General features: G+C 56.4%; 19 protein-coding genes. 3 read left to right on the plus strand and 16 right to left on the minus strand.

Annotation, left to right across the window (positions count from 1 at the left end):
- Position 1: 1 nt before the first annotated feature.
- From OA238_RS02430 to trpS, 11 genes are all read right to left on the minus strand, one after another.
- The gene (locus tag OA238_RS02430) at positions 2–1,108 is read right to left on the minus strand and encodes an ABC transporter permease (protein ID WP_015493932.1); all 1,107 of its coding nucleotides are present in this window, start codon (positions 1,106–1,108) and stop codon (positions 2–4) included.
- Positions 1,108–2,649, minus strand: coding sequence for an ABC transporter ATP-binding protein (locus OA238_RS02435; protein WP_015493933.1), 1,542 nt, complete (start codon positions 2,647–2,649; stop codon positions 1,108–1,110). Before OA238_RS02435 ends, OA238_RS02430 begins: the two co-directional genes overlap by 1 nt.
- Positions 2,646–2,996 carry a hypothetical protein gene (locus OA238_RS02440; RefSeq protein ID WP_015493934.1) on the minus strand — a complete coding sequence of 117 codons (351 nt, stop codon included), beginning with the start codon at positions 2,994–2,996 and terminating at the stop codon, positions 2,646–2,648. The genes OA238_RS02435 and OA238_RS02440 overlap by 4 nt, the downstream gene beginning before the upstream one ends.
- An 80-nt stretch (positions 2,997–3,076) precedes the next feature.
- The gene (locus OA238_RS02445; protein WP_015493935.1) at positions 3,077–4,090 is read right to left on the minus strand and encodes a BMP family lipoprotein; all 1,014 of its coding nucleotides are present in this window, start codon (positions 4,088–4,090) and stop codon (positions 3,077–3,079) included.
- Positions 4,091–4,252: 162 nt separating this feature from the next.
- The gene (locus tag OA238_RS02450) at positions 4,253–4,666 is read right to left on the minus strand and encodes a GNAT family N-acetyltransferase (protein ID WP_015493936.1); all 414 of its coding nucleotides are present in this window, start codon (positions 4,664–4,666) and stop codon (positions 4,253–4,255) included.
- A complete protein-coding gene (tsaB, locus tag OA238_RS02455; RefSeq protein ID WP_015493937.1) occupies positions 4,663–5,373 on the minus strand; it encodes a tRNA (adenosine(37)-N6)-threonylcarbamoyltransferase complex dimerization subunit type 1 TsaB in 711 nt (236 codons plus the stop codon). The genes OA238_RS02450 and tsaB overlap by 4 nt, the downstream gene beginning before the upstream one ends.
- Before the next feature lie 18 nt (positions 5,374–5,391).
- Positions 5,392–5,952: a NifU family protein gene (locus OA238_RS02460; RefSeq protein ID WP_015493938.1), complete on the minus strand. Its 561-nt coding sequence runs from the start codon at positions 5,950–5,952 to the stop codon at positions 5,392–5,394.
- Positions 5,953–6,092: 140 nt separating this feature from the next.
- A complete protein-coding gene (locus OA238_RS02465) occupies positions 6,093–6,431 on the minus strand; it encodes a hypothetical protein (RefSeq protein ID WP_015493939.1) in 339 nt (112 codons plus the stop codon).
- Positions 6,432–6,967: 536 nt separating this feature from the next.
- The gene (locus tag OA238_RS02470) at positions 6,968–7,423 is read right to left on the minus strand and encodes a universal stress protein (RefSeq protein WP_015493940.1); all 456 of its coding nucleotides are present in this window, start codon (positions 7,421–7,423) and stop codon (positions 6,968–6,970) included.
- Positions 7,424–7,576: 153 nt separating this feature from the next.
- A complete protein-coding gene (locus OA238_RS02475) occupies positions 7,577–8,065 on the minus strand; it encodes a VOC family protein (protein WP_015493941.1) in 489 nt (162 codons plus the stop codon).
- A 118-nt stretch (positions 8,066–8,183) separates the two neighbouring features.
- Positions 8,184–9,203, minus strand: coding sequence for a tryptophan--tRNA ligase (gene trpS, locus OA238_RS02480; protein ID WP_044037816.1), 1,020 nt, complete (start codon positions 9,201–9,203; stop codon positions 8,184–8,186).
- Positions 9,204–9,285: 82 nt separating this feature from the next.
- On the opposite strand from trpS, the gene OA238_RS02485 reads away from it, so the two are divergent.
- A complete protein-coding gene (locus OA238_RS02485; protein WP_044036160.1) occupies positions 9,286–9,990 on the plus strand; it encodes a rhomboid family intramembrane serine protease in 705 nt (234 codons plus the stop codon).
- Between the two features lie 111 nt (positions 9,991–10,101).
- Here OA238_RS02485 and murJ read toward each other — a convergent pair whose 3' ends face one another.
- Complete coding sequence (gene murJ, locus OA238_RS02490; protein ID WP_015493944.1) at positions 10,102–11,703, minus strand: murein biosynthesis integral membrane protein MurJ; 1,602 nt, start codon at positions 11,701–11,703, stop codon at positions 10,102–10,104.
- A 98-nt stretch (positions 11,704–11,801) separates the two neighbouring features.
- Here murJ and OA238_RS32450 point away from each other — a divergent pair, with 98 nt between their 5' ends.
- Entirely contained in the window at positions 11,802–11,957 is a 156-nt protein-coding gene (locus OA238_RS32450) for a hypothetical protein (protein ID WP_187293133.1), read from the plus strand.
- On the opposite strand, the gene OA238_RS02495 is transcribed toward OA238_RS32450, so the two are convergent.
- Both OA238_RS02495 and OA238_RS02500 read right to left on the minus strand, forming a co-directional pair.
- Entirely contained in the window at positions 11,950–12,786 is an 837-nt protein-coding gene (locus tag OA238_RS02495; RefSeq protein WP_015493945.1) for a DUF481 domain-containing protein, read from the minus strand. The two genes, OA238_RS32450 and OA238_RS02495, sit on opposite strands and share 8 nt — an antisense overlap.
- 174 nt (positions 12,787–12,960) lie before the next feature.
- A complete protein-coding gene (locus tag OA238_RS02500) occupies positions 12,961–13,896 on the minus strand; it encodes a LysR family transcriptional regulator (RefSeq protein ID WP_015493946.1) in 936 nt (311 codons plus the stop codon).
- Between the two features lie 139 nt (positions 13,897–14,035).
- Here OA238_RS02500 and OA238_RS32455 point away from each other — a divergent pair, with 139 nt between their 5' ends.
- Positions 14,036–14,173: a hypothetical protein gene (locus OA238_RS32455; protein WP_187293134.1), complete on the plus strand. Its 138-nt coding sequence runs from the start codon at positions 14,036–14,038 to the stop codon at positions 14,171–14,173.
- An 81-nt stretch (positions 14,174–14,254) separates the two neighbouring features.
- On the opposite strand, the gene OA238_RS02505 is transcribed toward OA238_RS32455, so the two are convergent.
- Positions 14,255–17,053, minus strand: coding sequence for a [protein-PII] uridylyltransferase (locus OA238_RS02505; protein WP_420806490.1), 2,799 nt, complete (start codon positions 17,051–17,053; stop codon positions 14,255–14,257).
- Positions 17,034–18,251, minus strand: coding sequence for a penicillin-binding protein activator (locus tag OA238_RS02510; RefSeq protein WP_015493948.1), 1,218 nt, complete (start codon positions 18,249–18,251; stop codon positions 17,034–17,036). Before OA238_RS02510 ends, OA238_RS02505 begins: the two co-directional genes overlap by 20 nt.
- Positions 18,252–18,306: the final 55 nt, after the last annotated feature.

The raw sequence follows: 18,306 nt of genomic DNA on the forward strand, positions 1-18,306 counted from the left end.
TCTATTCCCCCGCCACGCGACTGCGTCCAAAGCGGATGAACAGTTTTTCAATCGGGCTGCGGACCATTTCGTCTAATGCACCGGTGAACATGATCACCAGCGCCTGAATGACGACGACGATCTGCACGGGGATTGACGTGGCGGCGGACAATTCAGCGCCGCCTTGATACAACGCGCCAAACAAGAGCGCTGCAATAATGATGCCAACCGGATGGTTACGCCCCATCAGCGCGACCGCGATCCCGATGAAACCGGCACCACCTGCGGCGTTGTCCACCAGTTGCGGCGTGTTGATGCCCATCGTGTTGTTCACGGCCATCATCCCCGCCAATCCACCCGAAATCAGAAGTGCAATCATCGTGATATTTACGGCGGATATCCCGGCATATTTGGCGGCACTTTCAGAGCGACCCAGCGCACGGATTTGATAGCCCAGCCGCGTGTGCCAGATCAGCGCCCAGACCGCGACACAGGCCAGCAGCGCGATCAGGATCGAAATGTTGACCGGTGAACGCCCGAACAGATCGGACCCGAACACCCCCGCAATATCGTTCAGCGACGGCAGATGTGATGCCTCAGGGAAGATCGCCGTTGCGATTTGCATATTGCCGTCAGGTTTCAACGGGCCGCTGAGCATGTAGATCAGCACCCCTGAGGCCATAAAGTTGAACATGATCGTGGTGATGACGATGTGACTGCCGCGCCGCGCCTGCAAATACGCAGGTATCGCGACCCAAAGCGCGCCAAAGACGGCAGCGGCTGTGGCACCGGCGATCAACGCCAACGTCCAGTGCGGCCAAGGCACAAACAGCACGACGATTGCGGCACCCAAACCGCCCAAAAGCACCTGACCTTCGCCGCCGATGTTGAACAAGGACGCATGGAACGCGACGGCAACGGCCAGCCCCGTGAAGATAAAGTTTGTCGCGTAAAATAGCGTGTAACCAAGGAAATCTGACGTGCCGACGGCGCCGTAAGCCATCAGTTTCAACGCCTCCCACGGGTTTTGACCCACGGCCACAAACACGATTGCGGAAATCAGTGCCGCTATGATCAGCGACACAACCGGTACCAGCGCCACATCGGCCCACTTTGGCATCTTGTCCATCAGGCGGACTCCCCATCTGTGACACCCGCCATCAGCAGGCCCAGCTCTTTTTCATTGGTATTTTCGGGCAGGCGTTCGCCCATGATCTTTCCGTCAAACATCACGGCAATCCGATCACTCAGCCCCATAATTTCGTCGAGTTCCACTGACACCAGCAGGATCGCCTTACCTGCATCGCGCAGGGCGACGATCTGTTGATGGATAAATTCGATTGCGCCGATATCGACACCCCGTGTCGGTTGTCCGACGAGCAATAAATCGGGGTCGCGTTCAATTTCGCGCGCGACGACAATTTTCTGCTGGTTGCCGCCAGAGAAATTCTTGGCCGACAGCAATGGATTGGCCGGACGCACATCAAAACGGTCCATTTTTCCCTGCGCATCGCGCAGGATCGCGGCGTTGTCCATCAGCAGCGCGTTGCGTTGGTATTCAGGGTCATGATGATAGCCAAATGCGGTATTTTCCCACGCGCTAAAGTCCATGATCAGACCCTCGTTCTGGCGGTCTTCGGGCACGTGGGCGATGCCATGCGCGCGCCGACTTTGGCCGTCTGAATGGGCACCTGTCAAATCCAGTGGCACGCCGTTGACCAAGATGTCGCCTGTCGCCTTTTCGTAACCGCCTAGAACCTCAAGCAGTTCGGACTGTCCGTTGCCAGACACCCCAGCAATGCCAAGGATTTCACCGGCGCGGACGTTGAACGACACGCCCTTAAGACGATGCACACCCTTTTCGTCGGTGATGTTGAGGTCACGCACTTCCAGTACGACGTCTTTGGGTTTTGCGGGCGTTTTATCGACCCGCAGCAAGACTTTCCGGCCCACCATACGTTCCGCAAGGTCGGCGGGGGTGGTTTCGGATGTCTTGACAGTCGAATCCATTTCACCGCGGCGCATGACGCTGACGGTATCGGTGATATCCATGATTTCGCGCAGTTTATGGGTAATCAAGATGATGGTTTTGCCCTCGGCCTTCAGGCGGCCAAGGATGCGGAACAACTGGTCGGCCTCCGGTGGGGTCAAAACGCCGGTCGGTTCGTCCAAAATGAGGATATCAGCTTGGCGATAGAGAGCCTTTAAAATCTCAACCCGTTGCTGCATGCCGACGCCAAGATCCTCGATGATCGCATCAGGATCGACGTGAAGTTCGTATTCTTTCGCGAGGCTTTTGAGCTGCTTGCGGGCCTTGGCGAGGGATGGCCGCAAGAGCGCACCGTCTTCGGCCCCAAGGACAACGTTTTCCAACACGCTGAAATTCTGCACCAGTTTGAAGTGTTGGAACACCATCCCGATTCCGGCAGCAATTGCCGCCTGACTGTCAGGAATTTGGGTCTTTTGGCCCGCGATAAAAATCTCACCCGCGTCGGCCTTGTAGAACCCGTAAAGGATCGACATCAGCGTTGATTTGCCCGCGCCATTTTCGCCGATGATACCGTGGATCGTTCCCGGCATGACCCGAATAGAAATGTCCTTGTTGGCCTGCACTGGCCCAAAAGCCTTGGAGATTCCGATAAGTTCAATGGCGGGGGATATATCACTCATGAATCGGCTCCTGTGCCGACAAACCCGACCATGCGGGTAATTTTGTCGCCGTCATGGTCAATAAAATACTTGCCCGTCTGTTCCATGCCGTCGGCCATTCGAAACGCGATTGTCGCACGTTCACAGGCGCCGCGCAGGTCGGTTTTTACGACGACGACCGATGCACCGACGGCCATGCGTGCAAAGTTGCCCACGTAGTCCGCAATAGCCGCATCACCGGTCAAAATGCCCTGCGAACGTGGGTCATCATAGGTGCATCCGTCTGTTACCACGTCGCGAATTATCGCCAAACGTGCGGCGTCATCCGCCTTGCTCCAAGCGCTGAAAAACGTGTCTGTCGCTGTCATCAATCCATCCCCCGTATAGTGCAAGGGGCCGCGCCGATGTATCAGCGAGGCCCCTAACGTCGTGTCGTTAACCGCCAGTCTTAGAATTCAAGTGCTGGGCAAGTTTCGTCGGACATGTAGTCATGGACCACTAAAGTGCCCGCGACCATTTCAGCGGAGGCCGCATCAACAGCTGCCTTCATCTCGTCGGACACAAGCTCTGCGTTGAATTCGTCCAGCGAATAGCCGACTGCGCCGTTTTCAACGCCAAGAATGAAGATACCAGCTTCCAGATCACCGTCGTTGGAGAACGAATCGTACACGACGGTATCAACGCGCTTGAGCATGGATGTCAGGACCTGACCGGGGTGCAGGTAGTTCTGGTTGGCGTCCACACCGATGGACAGGATGCCCTCATCGGCAGCCGTTTGCAAAACACCAACGCCAGTGCCGCCAGCAGCGGCGAACACAACGTCAGACCCTTGACTGATCTGTGCCAGCGTCAATTCAGAACCTTTGACGGGGTCATTCCAAGCAGCAGGCGTTGTGCCTGTCATGTTGGAGATGACTGTTGCGTCAGGGTTGGCAGCCATTGCGCCTTGGGCATAGCCACAGGCAAAACGACGGATCAGTGGGATGTCCATGCCGCCGACGAATGAAACGACGCCAGTTTCGGACGCGGTCGCTGCCATCATACCAACAAGGTAGGACCCTTCCTGTTCCTTAAAGCCGATTGCGCGGACGTTCGGCAAATCGATCCAAGACACGTCAATGACGACGAAATCTGTGTCAGGATAATCGGGCGCCGAAGCTTCTAGCGCGGTTGCCCACGAAAAACCGGCCATGACGATCGGGCTGTTGCCATCTTCGGCGAAGCGACGGATCGCCTGTTCGCGCTGTGCGTCGGATGTGATTTCGAATTCAGCGAATTCGGCTTCGTTTTCTTCGGCCCAACGCTGTGCGCCGTTGAAGGCGGATTCGTTGAAAGATTTGTCGAACTTGCCACCCAGATCGTAGATGATCGCAGGGGTGGATGCATGGCCGTCAGCAAATGCAACGCCAGCCGTCAGAGCAAGCGCAGTGGTTGCGCTCAGGAATTTAGTCATAAGGGTCATAAAACTCTCCCAAGTTGTTGTTGTAGGGCCGCGTATCCCAGCGGTTCCCGATCTTATACCCGCCATAGCAGCGAGCGTTATTTCGATCATGTCGCAAATTAGGCAATGTGGTGCCGGAAAGATCAACCGATTCTTATAGGTTAGGTGATTTGAGCCGCGTCTTTAAGCACCCGACGCAGGGGAAAGCACAGCTTTCATGCAGATCGCGGATGCGCCGTTCGCGTAGTAGTTGCAGCGCGTGCTGAATTGCGCGAATCCGGCGCGGGCATAAAGCGCGAGGGCGGCGGCATTGTCATCCGCCACCTCTATGAAAACTGTTTCGATTTTTGCCCTAGCCAAAGCATCCAGCGCGCCGCGCAACATTGACCCAGCGTGACCGTGGCCTTGCGCGTCCGGATGGGTGGCGAGCGTCAAAATTTCCGCCTCAGGTTCTGCTAGCCGAAAAACCGCAAAACAGGTATCGGTGCCGTGGATCAGGATTGTGGTGTCGCCCAAATAGCGTTCGAAATCCGCCGCAGGCCAGCCCTTGCCATCAAACGCCAACCTGTGGGTCTCTGCGAGGGCCGCGGCGATCACGGGAGTATGACCGGCGGTTTGTCGCGTGGCGGGGCGGCATCTGCGGGGCGCACATACAGCGGGGCGGGGCGTGTGCCATCCACTTGCCCTGCAAGCCATTTGTCAGTGGCGATGCGCACCATCGTTCCAGGGACTTCGTGGATCTCGCGTTCCATCGCCGGAATAGCCGAGCTCTGCGCGGTTCTGGCGTTCAGCATTGAAATATCGGCTGCGTGTTCGCCGATGACGTCTGTGACGCCCCGTAGATCAAGTGCTGGCTCTGTCTCAGAACCGACAGCGATATGCTGGGGTGCGCGCGCTGCTTTGCCGCCGTCAAACACCTGAATGTAATTTGTGCCGCGCGGGGCAGGCAAGCTGACCAATTGCCCGTGCAGATCCGTCACGGAGTTTGGCCCGCGCATGATTTCAAAATTCGACACAGAAATAACCGGGATGCCAAGCCCCAGCGCCAATCCACGTGCCGCACTGACAGCGATACGGATTCCGGTAAAATTACCGGGGCCGACACCGACGGCAATTGCATCCAGATCAGACCATGCGAAACCTTCTTGTTGCAGGACCTCTTCAAGCAGCCCCATCAACCGCTCGCCCTGACCACGCGACATATCTTCTTGGCGGGCTGCGATCTGACCATCACCCCACAACAAAGCGGCGGCGCAATGCGCCGCCGATGTGTCGAATGCTAGAATAGTTGGCTGAGCCTTCATGAATCCTACGCCGCGCCGCTATGCGGCAACTGGGCGAACTTCGACCACTTCAGGAATGTAGTGGCGCAAGAGGTTTTCGATACCCATTTTCAGGGTCAATGTGGAAGACGGGCAGCCCGCGCATGCGCCTTGCATATGCAGATAAACCACACCGCGATCAAAGCCATGGAACGTGATGTCGCCGCCGTCTTGTGCCACAGCCGGGCGAACCCGTGTGTCTAGTAATTCTTTGATCTGGTTGACGATATCAGCGTCCTCGCCCGTGTGTTCGGCGTGACCTGATCCGGCCTGTTCGCCGGTCATCACCGCAGCGCCAGATTGGTAATGTTCCATCACTGCGCCCAGAATCGCTGGTTTGATGTGGTCCCATTCAACATCATCCGCTTTCGTCACGGTGATGAAATCGGTGCCAAAAAATACGCCAGTGACACCCTCAACACCGAATATGCGACCCGCGAGCGGGCTTTTGCCAGCGGCCTCAACGCTTGGGAAATCAGCTGTGCCGACTTCGAGCACGTTCTGGCCGGGCAAGAATTTCAATGTTGCGGGGTTCGGGGTAGATTCTGTTTGGATAAACATGGCGGATAAAACCTTTTTTGTCAGGATTTATATATGCACTCGCAGCGGCGCAAAGTCAAGGTTTGGAATCGTTCTAAAATGCAAACGGTCCGCCCAATGGGCGACCCGCAGCAGGGAGGAAGAAGAGAACAGAGATCAGCTTAGTTATGTTGGCTGAAGTTGAGTACTTGTGTGTCCACAATGTTGCCGCCAACAGTCAAGACTGCAACAGCGTCGCCAAAGGATGGTGTGATTTCGACGTCAACATGCGGATTGCCACCGGCCGTAACCGCTTCGGTGCCAAGCAATTTACCGATTTGGCCATTGCGGTAGTCACGGATCTCAACAGTGCCGTTCGCTTCGGCAACAACCAGGCCGAGTTCAACTTCTGTGTTGCGCTCTTGTGATGGTGCAAAAGTGCTCAGGTAGCTGCCGTTAGCGGAAGCGATAGATGCGGAAGCTGCCATTACGACAGCTGCAAGTGTGATGGATTTGAACATGGTAGTTCCTTTTCTGCCCATTTGGGGCGGTTTGTTTTGGCCTTACGTACCTTGTACGGGTTGGGCCGGTGATTTTTGTCGATGCGATGTGAACCGCGTTTCGATGACTTGCATTTGGGCTTAGATTTGCTTGAATAAAACCCTGCCAGCGGTCACGATAATCTGAAGGTATTCTGACAGATCAAGGGCTTGACGACTGGCACCTGCCGCCAGTGGGACGGAAGCTAGTCAGGCGCGAACCGAACTCGGGTATTGTGGTGCGCAATCACACAGCTGGGATGTTTCAGTGGTTCACGCAGGTATCTTCCCGACACTGCGCGCACGTTAATGTGAGCGTGAAAAATTTCACGCCGCTCTTCACCGAGTGAGAATTATGTCATGAATTCAAAAGGAAATGCGACGGGAGGCACACAGACGAGTTGCGCCACGCAAGCTGAAGAACGCTGCATCAACCGTCAAGTAATGTTCGGATTAGAATAATGGGTCAGTCCGTGAGGGAGCCCAGATGTCAAATCAGATTTTATAGGGCAGATCGTTTAGGTGATTGCCTCAAGGCGTTCTTTTGACATATCACCGGGCACGATCGTCATAGGGATCGGCAAAGTGCCGGCCTGTTTGATCATCGCAGTGATCAGTGGACCAGGGCCTTTTTTGTCCGTCGCTGCACCCAGCACCAACAAGCCGACTTCTTTGTCTTCTTCAATCTGCGCCAGGATTTCGGTTACTGGCACGCCCTCGCGGATGATCAATTCGGGATCGACGTTTTGCTTGTCGCGCATCCACTTGGCAAAGACTTCGAAATGCACCTCTATGCGTTCGCGGGTTTCCGCACGCATAACCTCAGCGACACCAATCCAGTGATTGAATTCATCTGGCGGAATGACCGACAGCACGGCAACACCGCCGCCGGATTTGGCCGCCCGCATTGCAGCAAACCGCATCGCGTTCAGGCATTCACGGCTGTCATCTAGGATCACGAGGAACTTGCGCATTTTTGTCTCCCTTAGTATCGCGATTGTGACGGAGAGCCGCCACCCGTGCAATCCATAACTACGCAAATTGCAAAACTGGTCGCGCGCAGTCTTTGGCGCGGGGTGGACCAAACAGGATCAACCGTTGCGACGCAGATATTGATGAATGCGGCTTTAATCGCCAGCCAAAAGCGCGGCGAGGTCGAACGGTTTATTCACCATTTTGAGGCCGCCGTCAGCGTCGCGGGGCCAGACCGCAGGGTCGCGATCAATATAAAGTTCGACGCCGTTTTGATCCGGGTCGCGCAGATAAAGCGCCTCGCTTACGCCGTGATCGGCGGCCCCGTCGATTTGTATTCCTGCAGCGACCACGCGTGCCGCGACCTGCGCCAAGGCTGTGCGGTCGGGATATAGAAAAGCACTGTGAAACAATCCCGTGTGCCCAGCCGGTGGTGGCGTACCGCCTGCGCTGTCCCACGTGTTCAGCCCGATATGATGATGGTATCCGCCAGCCCCCAAAAACGCAGCCTCTGCGCCGTAGCGTTGCGTGACGTCGAAACCAAGAATGTCGCAATAAAAGGCGATGGATCTGTCCAGATCCGCGACCCGAAGATGCACGTGCCCGACGCGGGCGCCCGAGTTTGATTTAGTAGTCAATGTCATGTTGTTTCCTTTCAGCATGACTCTATCTGCGCGCACGGCCGCACAAAACTATCCGCTTGGCACAGTTAAGGTGCATCAATGCACTGATATTATCGGGCTGAAACGGGTCGCACGTCTTTTACGCCCGCAAAAGACCGACGATATCGTAGGTTTTTTCTAGGATTGGCGTCGCGATCTCGCGGGCTTTTTGCGCGCCTCGCGCCAGTTTGCGGTCAATTTCGGCCGGATCGTTCATCAGGCGCTTCATCTCATCTGAAATAGGCGCGAGTTTTGCCACAGCCAAATCCGCAAGCGCAGGTTTGAACGTGCCCCAGCCCGCTCCCGGATATTGCGCAATCACTTGTTCGGGCGACATGTTCGCCAAACCTGCATAAATATCCACAAGGTTTTTGGCTTCTGGGCGTCCCACAAGACCGTCAACTGTTTCGGGCAAGCCTTCGGGATCGGTCTTTGCCTTCTTGAATTTCTTGGCGATGGTGTCGGCATCATCGAGCATGTTGATGCGTTCCATGTCAGAATCGCCCGACTTTGACATCTTCTTGGTGCCGTCGCGCAGGTTCATCACCCGCGTTCCCGGGCCTTCTATCACGGCTTCGGTTAGCGGAAAAAACTCCACCCCGAAATCGTTGTTAAACTTGGCCGCGATGTCACGTGTCAGTTCAACATGCTGTTTTTGGTCTTCGCCCACCGGCACGTGGGTGGCGTGATACATCAGGATATCGGCTGCCATCAGGGATGGATACGCGTACAGGCCAAGCGACGCTTTTTCAGCATTTTTGCCCGCTTTGTCTTTGAATTGGGTCATCCGATTCATCCAGCCGACCCGCGCCACGCAGTTGAAAATCCACGCCAGTTGCGCATGTTCTGGCACTTGGGATTGATTGAACAGAATGGAATTTTCCGGATCAATACCGGACGCCAACATGCCGGCCGCAATTTCGCGCGTCCCAGCTTTTAGGGCGGCAGGGTCCTGCCAGACCGTAATGGCGTGCAAATCAACGGCGCAATAGATGTTTTCCATGTCGGGCGACTGCATATCGACCCAGCGTTTGATCGCGCCGAGGTAATTGCCCAACGTCAGACCACCAGACGGTTTGATGCCGGAAAAAACGCGCGGGGTGAAAGTAGTCTCTGACATAGCGGACATTCCAAAGCTGGATTAACGGATGACTCTCGCTTACCCATGCCCCCACACGCCGTCAACCGAATGGACCACCGCTATGAAAGACCAAGGACACGACACCGACGCGATTGAAAGCCCGTTTAACGCGATACCACTGGCGCCTTTGGTGCTCGTTCTTATCATCGCCGCCATCGAATTGACTCTGACGGCCGCTGCCAATGGCTGGGTCGGCGGGGCGCAGGGCGTGGGCTGGCGGTCGGGCGCTTTTCAGGATTATGCCTTTGCACCGGCCGTCATGACCGAGGTTTTTGAACGCGGACGCGGCAGCTTTGATCTGTGGAAACGCTTTGTGACCTATGCCTTTGTCCACGCCTCGTTCACCCACGCGCTGTGGGTTTGTGTGCTTCTGCTGGCCCTTGGAAAGTTCGTCGGGGAGATTTTTCGCCCGCTGTCATTCCTCATCCTGTTTCTCACGTCCACGTTTTTTGGAGCGATGATTTACGGCGCTGTGTCCTGGCAAAACACGCCTTTGATCGGCGCATATCCCGGGGTTTATGGCCTGATTGGGGCCTATACCTATCTGATGTGGCTCGCGCTGGAACGCATGGGCGACAATCAACTTAAGGCGTTCCAGCTGATCGGTATTCTGCTTGGTATCATGTTGGTCTATTCCATGCTGTTCGGATCCTCACCGACGTGGATTGCCGAGGTTTCAGGCTTTCTGATCGGGCTGTTTATCGCGCCGCTTCTTGCGCCCGGTGGCTGGTCGGCCTTTCTCAATCGTATTCGTAAAAGGGCCTGATGGTGGGTGGGGCGATTGCCTCCTCATACAGTACACGATCTTGACGAACGCCGAAGGGGGCGTAATTAAAAGCGCTTCCAGCTTCTTTGACTTAAAAATACCCGAAATCTATTAACCGCGGCGCATCGCGGCTTTGAATTCTGAAACCCGAAAGGCCCCGACAAGGCGGCCAATTACGAAATAGCCCGCGATGCCGACGATTACCACAAACGCCAAGGCGCCGTAGCGGATTGTCGCCATACCAAGCGCGGGACCGACCAGCAGCACGGTGTTCCACAATAGAACGCCCATCAGCACGGACGCCAACATAATCCGCCAAAGCCGTGATTTGAACCGTGCATCGAACTGCGCGGCGTCGCCCATGGTGCGACTGCCGCGCCACAACAGCCAGACCATGACCCAGCCCGCCAGCGTGGTCGCAAGGGCGGCGGCGATGTAGCCGATATAGATCGACAGACCAATCGCGACGCCTGCGTTCACAATCATCGCAACGGCGGCGTAATAGAACGGACGCTTGGTGTCGCCGCGCGCGAAATACAGCGGTTGCAGCGCTTTTTGCAGCACGAACGCGGGCAGTCCCAAACCGTAGACCATGACGGCCAGCGCAGTGGCGGCGGTGTCATCGGTATCAAACGCGCCACGTTCGAACAACACGCTGATGAGCGGCACGGGGATCACGATCAGCGCGACAGCGGCAGGGATTGTCAACGCCAGCGCCAATTCTGATGCGCGGTTAAAGGCGTTGCGCCCACCATCCAGATCGCCCGCCGCCAATCGACGGCTGAGATCGGGCAACAACACCACACCCAGTGCAATCGCAACAACGCCAAGGGGCAGTTGATACAGACGGTCGGCATACGACAGCCACGCAATCGCGCCGTCATAAAAGCTTGCCACTTGTCGACCCACCAACAGGTTGATCTGCACCACACCGCCCGCCAGCATCGCAGGTGCAGCGATGATCGCCAGCTTGCGCAAATCCGGCGTCAGACGTGGCATTCGCAGTCGAAATGTGAACCCCGCACGCCGCGCTGCCCACCAGACCAGTACCAGTTGTGCAAGCCCCGCCAGTGGCACCGACAGCGCCAGCGTGTCGCCCACGCGCAGCCCCAACGCCTGACCCAACCCCATGCCCAAAGCGTCCGATGCGGGCCGCCCCGTCATCGCCGTCACCAGCATCGCGACAATGAAAATCATGTTCAGCAACACAGGTGCAGCCGCCGCAGCAGCAAATCGACCGGTCGCGTTCAAAACGCCTGACACAAGGGCCGCGAGCGAGATGAACAAAATATATGGAAACGCGAGGCGGCCGTATTCGACTGCCAGATCGAAACGCTCATCGCCGTTGAAACCGGCGGCCATCATTAACACCAACCCGGGCATGAATATGACGCCCAGAGTCGTGAAAATCACGAGGACAAATGCCAGCCCCATAAAGGCGTCCTGTGCAAAGTCCTTGGCGTCCGCAGCGGCATCGGTGGAGTCCTGCAGTTTTTTTGAAAACATTGGCACGAAGGCCATGTTGAACGCGCCTTCGGCAAAAAAGCGGCGAAACATATTGGGCAAGGAAAACGCAACCAAGAACGCCTGCGCGACTGGGCCGGTGCCAAGATAGCCCGCGATCAGGATATCACGCACAAAGCCTAAGACGCGGCTGAGCAATGTCCAGACGCCGACGGTGAGAAAGCCGGAGATCAGGCGGATGGGTTTCATGTTTGTCCTGCTCGGATCGATGTTGTTGCGCACCTTTTAAGGGTAATGGCGCACAAACTCTATGGCGAAGTTAGTCTGGGGTTTGCAGGAACTTACCCATGGCAGTCGAGATCCGTGCGGCGTCTTCAAGCAATACCGTTCTCAGGAGCATGATTGCAGCAGGCCACAACTTTGCTGAAATCGCATCCCCATCGCAAGGCCAGAGGGAAGCCGGATCGGCCTTGCGGGGAATGCAAACCCGCGCGTTTAGTTGAAGTTGTAGACCGCAGATACGCCGAAGGTGTTTTCGCCATCAGAGAAGCTGTTGTCGGTCTGATCGTTAAAGCGTGTTGCGTAAGACGTGCGCAGTGCAAGGGTATCTGTCAGCGCCACGTTCAAAGCCAAGTCATTGGACAATGTTGTCGCAAAGTCAGAGTAGATGACGTCTGTGTCGTTGGTGATATACACAGTGTCTGTCAACGACGCGTAAAGGTTCGACGAGATAGATGCCGCAGCTTCGTTAACTGTTGCACCACCGACGACTTCCGCTGCGCGGTAACCTGGGCCTGCCTGGATGGACCACTGTGTATCGTTGCTGTTGAAGATGCGGTAACCCACGCCAACACCGGCAAAAATATCTTGTGTGTATTCGCCAGCAGTTGTTGTCTGCTTGTCGATTGACACGTCAGTTTGGCCGTAAGCAAAAAAAGCGTCAGACAGGTTGCGGCGGTAGTCAACACCACCCAGAAAACGGTTTTCTGAGATGACGCCATTGTTTTCGCCGTAGGCATAAGATGCGTTTGTGTCGATACCGTTCACGCCGTCAAACCAGCCGTAGCGCAGGCCAACGCCGAGGTCGTTGGATGTGTCGCCGTCGTTGGATGTCGATGTGTAGCGCAGTGCGATGGAGCCGTAGTCGCCAAGCTCGCGGCCTTCAGTCCCGAATCCGGTGAGGTCGCGATCACGGTCGTCTTCCATTTGCTCGTCGAGGTCGTCGTTGAAAGTTTCAGCGGCACCTAGGTTGTCGAATGTTGTTGTTTGTGCGGCAACTGTTGTTGCTACGAAGCCTGCGATGACCGCGGCGAGGATCAAATTCGTGTTCATTGTGGTCTTCCTTTCCCAAAGAAGGTGACCCAAACTCTTTTCTGGCCTGACATCAGGTCCAGCTCCAGAAGCGGGAGCATTTCTGCTGAGGGAGGGAATACAGAATACCAATGCATGAGGAAAATTCAAAATAATCATTTTTAAAGTGATTTGTTGTTATGTGTCTTGGGCGCTTTATTCGTCAGCAACTTCGCCTAGAATATCAACGGTATCGCCGTCGGTGATGTCTCGTAATTGGTCGATGACGGCGCTGCTGTCGTCGTCGGCGACGACTACGGTGGCGGTCAATTCCGCTTCGGCGAGGCGGCGCAGGTCAGGATCGAGGTCTTCACGCCATACAGCCCAGACCGGATAGGGGAATCGTGGCGCGTCGGGCACAAGGTGCATCTGGCCACTGTCGATGTACTTCTTAACGTAACGCGCAGGCAGATAGGCGGACGCGCGGCGGTTAATGACATATTCTGCCACCATGGCACCCAGCACAAAACTCATCCCTGGATTGGTCAGATCGGGCAGGGCGAGCGCGTGGGCGCCGACAAATTCAGGCCCCCAATCGACAAAGACATAATTCTCCGCGACGCTGTCCATCGTGGCACCTGCGACGGACGACACAAGCACAAGATCCTCATCCATGAGGCGTTTTGCCTCAAGCCCGGGGCGCAGCTGCGGCATGTAAAGCAGGCCCACTTGCATCACGCCTTCGATCAAGAACCGGGTTAAGCGATCCGGCATCCCGAGTTCGGCGCGTATATTCAGATCGGGTATTGCAACCTGCAAACGGTCCAGCCAGCGAAACCCCAACCTTGGCCACAATGAATACTGTGCCCCAATGGTCAGCGAACGGGTGAAGCCTTCGGGAATGGCGACCTGTTGGCGGGCCTCTTCCCAGACCCGGATCATCGACAGCGCGTAGCGTTCAAATTCGCGCCCCGCACTCGTTAGCTCCGCGCCCGCGCGCGATCGGGTGAACATCGGCTTGCCAAGGGTGTCTTCCAGTCGCCCGATGCGCAGCGACACCGCCGATTGCGTCACGTAAAGGCGATCCGCTGCGTTCACAAATGATCCGGTTGCCGCCACTTCGAGGAAGGTCTTGAGCAGGGTGATATCCATATTGGGCCTTTCAAATAACACAATAACATATAACCAATACTCGCTTTAACTACAATTATTTTGAATTTAACTTATCAAAGGGCATTCCTTATCTCCCCGACAGCGGCCCATGGTGGGTCTGCACTTCTTTGGGAGAAGAATGATGAAAAAGACAATGATCATAATTGCGATGGCAACTCAGACCTTCGTTTCTGCCTGTGGCACAATTCAAGGCGTCGCCAGCGATACATACGGTGCAGGTAAATTTGTGGCCCGTCAGATCAGCGGCAATGAGTGATAGCCAGACGGCTGGATTTCAGCCCATAAAAGACAGGAACTCGGTGTAACCTTAGCGTTTCGCCGGGTTTTCAGTCCTGTCTCAGGTCTTTGCCCGCTCGACACCTTGCACAATGGCTTCGTGCAGCTTGCGTTCCAGCGCGTCGCATTTTTCTTGCTCGTGGTATTTAAGACCAAACATGTTTTTGACGTAAAACGTATCCACGACCTGTTCGCCGTAAGTCGCGATGACGGCGCTGGCGATGTAGACGTTGGCGTTTGCCAGCGTGCGGGTCAAATCGTGCAACAGGCCAGGGCGGTCACGGGTGTCGACCTCGATGATGGTGTAAATCTCGGAGCCTTCGTTATCGAACGTAATCGACGTGCTTACCCGAAATGCGCGTTCGCGTTTCTTGATCTTGTCGCGATCTGCGAATGCCTCACGCGGGACAATGTCACCGTGCAGGGTGCGTTCGATCATTTTGCGCAGGCGGGGCAGGCGGGTTTCCTCAAAGGGGGTCCCATCGCTGTCCTGCACCCAGAAAGCTGCCGTCGCAAAACCGTCTTTGGACGTGAACGTGCGGGCATCCACGACGTTGGCCCCGACCAGCGACAACGCCCCGCACATGCGGCTGAAAATACCGGGATGATCGGCCATGGCAAAGCACACGCGCGTGGCGTCGCGGTCTTCGTCCGGTGTCAGTTTGATGCGCACTTCGTCATTGCCAAGCCCGCGCAGCATTTGCGCGAAATCCACATGGGCGGTGACGTGCATGCCCTGCCAATAGGGCGGGTAGTGACGCGCGACTTCGGCCTTCAACGTTTTCTCATCCCAGTCGGGCAACGCGGCGCGCAAGTTCTTGCGGGCCTCCGTGCCCCGTTCAGTGCGGTTCAGTGCCTCCATGCCGTTTTCCAGCGCGAATTTGGTTTGGCGGTAGAGCGCGCGGATCAACACAGCCTTCCAGTTGTTCCAAGTGCCTGGACCCACGCCGCGAATATCACACACCGTCAACACGCACAGCAGATTGAGCCGCTCAACTGTTTTTACCGCCTTGGCAAATCCCCGCACCGTGCGCGGGTCAGCGATATCGCGTTTTTGCGCCATATCCGACATCAAAAGGTGGTTTCGCACGAGCCATTCAACCGTGTCGCAATCCTTTTTGGACAGCCCCAATCGCGGCGCAACTTTGCGCGCGATCTTGGCCCCAAGGATCGAATGATCCTCATCGCGCCCTTTGCCGATGTCATGCAGCAGCAGCGCCACATACAGCACCTTGCGGTTGATCCCGCCCTTGAGGATCGACGCGGACACGGGCAGTTCTTCGTCCAGTTCAGCGCGTTCGATTTTCGCCAGATGGCTGATCGTCTGGATCGTGTGTTCGTCAACTGTGTAGTGGTGATACATGTTGAATTGCATCATCGCGACGATGGTTTCGAATTCCGGAATAAACGCGCCGAGTACACCGATTTCGTTCATCCGTCGCAGGCCGCGTTCGGGATTGCCGTGCTTGAGCATCAGATCGAGGAAAATGCGCTGGGCCTCTTTATTTTGGCGCACTGCGTCGTCGAAAAGATGCAGGTTCGCCTTGATCAACCGCAACGCATCGGGATGAATGAACGTGCCCGTGCGCAGGGCTTCCTCAAAAATCCGCAACAGGTTCAGCGGATCTTTCAAGAACGTCTTGGGCGTTTCCACTGTCAGGCGGTTTTGCTTGATTGCATAGGGTGCTTTGGCTTTTTTGGAGCGGCTGAACAAGCGCTGCAGCATCGGTTCCGCCTTCAGGTGCGCGGCCTCCTGGGCAGTCAAAAAGATGCGCGTCAATTCACCCACGTCGGTTGCGTGGCGGAAATAGTCTTGCATGAAATGTTCAACGGCCCGCCGTCCGCCTTTGTCAACATAGCCCATCGCCTCGGCGACATCGACTTGCATATCGAACGTCAACTGGTCCGCGGCGCGCCCCGTCAGCAAATGCAGATGGCAGCGCACGGCCCATAGAAACGAATGGGCCGCCTTGAATTCCAGGTATTCGTCCTCGGTAAAGACCTTATGGCGCACCAGTTCGGATGCGTCTTTCACACTGTGGACGTATTTGCCGATCCAGTACAACGATTGCAGATCGCGCAGACCGCCTTTGCCCTCTTTGACGTTGGGTTCGACCATATAACGCTGCCCGCCCTGCTTGCGGTGGCGCTCTGTACGTTCTTGCAGTTTGGCTTCGATGAAATCGGGAATGGTGGACGCGAAAAGCTCTGTGCGTAGACGTTTGGTCAATTCAGCGGCCAAGCGTGCGTCGCCAACCAAAAACCGTTCTTCGACAAGGCTGGTGCGGATCGTATAATCTTCGCGTGCAAGGCGTAGACAGTCTTTGACGGTGCGGCTGGAGTGCCCGACCTTAAGTTTCAAATCCCACAGAATGTAGAGCATTGATTCGATCAAGCTCTCGGACCAAGGCGTCAACTTGTAGGGTGCCAGAAACAGCAAATCCACATCTGAATGCGGCGCCATTTCGCCGCGACCGGACCCGCCAACCGCAATAAGGGACAGTCGCTCCGCTTCAGTCGGGTTCGGGTTGGGGTGCAAATGGGTGACCGCCAGCGCGAAGACCTCAATCACGATCGCATCCGTTAGCCACGCGTAGGCGCGGGTTGTGGGCACTGCATCAAACGGCGCCGCGATGAAGGCAGCCGCGATCTTGTCGCGCCCCTGTTCCATCGCGTCCTTGAACAGTGGAACGACCGCCTTGCGCCGCTCAGCCCCCGTTGTGCCAGCCTGTGCGATTGCATCGCTGACAGCGCCACGCAATGCGAGCCGGTCGAGGATATCGTCCGGTGCGCAAATCAGGTCGTTGGGGACCGGTGTCAGGTTTAAATTTAGGGCCAGTTCAGGAACCGCCGCGCCCAAACGATAGCGGTGCAGGATCAACGATTGCGATCTGGTTGTTGACGATTCGCGCCACGGCAAGTGCGCGTTGGTTGGACCCGTCTGGGCGCAGGCGGAAGATGCCCGTTGCACCAGCAAAACCAGACGCCCGTGTCAGGGATGCCGTGGTCAAAGCATTGCGATCACCCGTTGCGGCCAAGGCCCCGATTGCAGCAATACCGTCATAGGCAATGCTGGCCAGTGGATGCGGCGCGGTGCCGTAGGTCGCAATATAACGGCTGCGAAACGCGGCTTCGCGTCCAGCATCTGTCATTGCAAACATGCCACCCTGCATGGCGGGAAGGGCCGCAACTTGTGGGGTCGCGTCCCAACGTGTGATCCCGATGAGCGGTGTATTGGACGCCGATACGCCCCGATCTGTCAAAGACGTGGCAAGGATCGGCAGACCACCCGCAACGTTGTCGGTTACGAAAATCGCCTGTGCGCCGCTCGCATTTGTGGCCGCTGCGATCCCAGAGGCCCGCGCAAAAATACCGGCTTGGTTGAACGGATAAGTTTCAACGCCCGCGACTATCCCACCAGCCAAGCGGATAGACGTCGAGATCGAATCTCGACCCACAGCGCCCGCAAGATCGTCCTGATGCACGATCATAAAGCGTCTTATGCCTTGGCTACCCGCATATCTGACCAGACGATCCGAGATATTGCCAAATGTGTTACCCAACACGAAAACATTGCCACCTGCGATTGCGGTGTTGTTGGAAAACGCCAAAACATTGACATTGGCCGATGCAACAGTGACGCCAACCGCATTGGCGCTGGCCGCATCAAGCGGGCCAAGGATGATCTGTGCGCCATCGGCAATGGCAGTCGCGGCCACTTGGCTCGCCAGTCCGGGATCGCGGGCTGTGTTGTAAACCCGCAGGTTGATTTCGACACCATTCAGGTCGGCAATCGCCATGCGCGCAGCGTTTTCAAGGCTCGCCGCGATGAGGCTGGCCTCGGCGGAATCGGAGCCACCGGGCACAAGCAGCGCGACTTGAACGGGCGCGCTTGGATCAATCGTTTGGCCAGAGTTGCCGCCCATATCCACAGTCGGAACCGGCAGATCACAGGCCGCCAGAAACGCCAGCGCGGCAAAGGCGAAAACGCGGGCTGCCAAGAGGCGCGGATCAAAGGCACGCAGGTTCGGTCTGACTCTGGGCAAACGAGCTAACATGGACTATTCACTTTCTCTTGGCGACGGGTGTCATCCCGCAGTATCTTTGGGCGCA

The sequence above is a fragment of the Octadecabacter arcticus 238 genome (assembly GCF_000155735.2).
Classification (GTDB): Bacteria; Pseudomonadota; Alphaproteobacteria; order Rhodobacterales; family Rhodobacteraceae; genus Octadecabacter; species Octadecabacter arcticus.